The 1,186-nt window shown below is 58.2% G+C and carries 2 protein-coding genes; both read left to right on the top strand.

Annotated features, from left to right (window positions below):
• Nucleotides 1–605, top strand: a 605-nt coding sequence (locus ACXJ5O_RS27610; protein ID WP_457302695.1) for a Dyp-type peroxidase, incomplete at its 5' end; no start/stop codon positions are given.
• A gap of 11 nt (nucleotides 606–616) precedes the next feature.
• On the top strand, nucleotides 617–1,186 hold a 570-nt coding region (locus tag ACXJ5O_RS27615), incomplete at its 3' end, for an imelysin family protein (RefSeq protein WP_457302696.1).

Raw genomic sequence — 1,186 nt, forward strand, 5'->3', positions numbered from 1 at the left:
TCCGTGACGGTTCGGCCAATCCCGATGCCAATAATAATGCCCTGATGGACAAGATCATCTGGGTGCCGGAAGACGAGGCCGAGCCCGCATGGACGCGCGGCGGCTCCTATCAGGCGGTGCGCATCATCCGCAATTTCGTCGAACGCTGGGACCGCACGCCGCTTGGGGAGCAGGAACGCATCATTGGCCGCAAGAAGGCGACCGGCGCACCGCATGGCGGCGGAAATACCGAGCATGATGTGCCGGACTATTCCAAGGATCCGGAAGGGACGGTAACGCCGCTCGACGCGCATATAAGGCTCGCCAATGTTCGCACGAAGGCTTCCGAGGCAAACCTCATTCTTCGCCGCCCGTTCAATTATTCGAACGGAGTGAGCAAATCCGGCCAGCTCGAACAGGGGCTCCTGTTCATCTGCTACCAGGCGGATCTGGAGAAGGGCTTCATCACGGTGCAGCGCCAGCTCGATGGCGAACCGCTCGAGGAATACATCAAGCCGATTGGCGGCGGCTTTTTCTTCACGCCACCCGGCCCGCAGGACGAAAGCGATTTTGTCGGCCGGACATTATTGGAAGCGGCGGGTCACGACGTGGTCCGCAAATCTTAAGGGGACTAAGGATGAAACTGAAACTTGTACTGTCTGTCAGCCTGTTGACACTTGCAGCTGCAGCTTTGCCGCGAATGGCAAATGCCGAGGTTGCGCCGCTCGATCTCGTTCAACCAATTGCCGACTACAAGATCTACGTGTCGGAAAACCTTGAAACACTCGTGACCGACACCAAGGCATTCACGGATGCGGTCAAGGCAGGCGATGTGGACAAGGCCAAGTCGCTCTTCGGTTCGACGCGCATGAGCTACGAAGCGATCGAGCCGATCGCAGAGTTGTTCAGCGATCTCGATGGTTCGATCGATTCGCGCGCCGACGACCACGAAAAGGCGGAAAAGGATCCGGAGTTCACCGGTTTCCACCGTATCGAATATGGCCTCTTCACCGAAAACAGCACCAAGGACCTCGGACCATTTGCCGACAAGCTGATGGCCGACGTGACCGAGCTCAACAAGCGCATTACCGATTTGACCCTGCCACCCGAGAAGGTTGTCGGGGGTGCGGCCGCGCTGATGGAAGAGGTTGCGGCGACCAAGATTTCGGGTGAAGAAGACCGCTACAGCCATACCGATCTTTGGGAC

The sequence above is a fragment of the Phyllobacterium sp. P5_D12 genome (assembly GCF_054049495.1).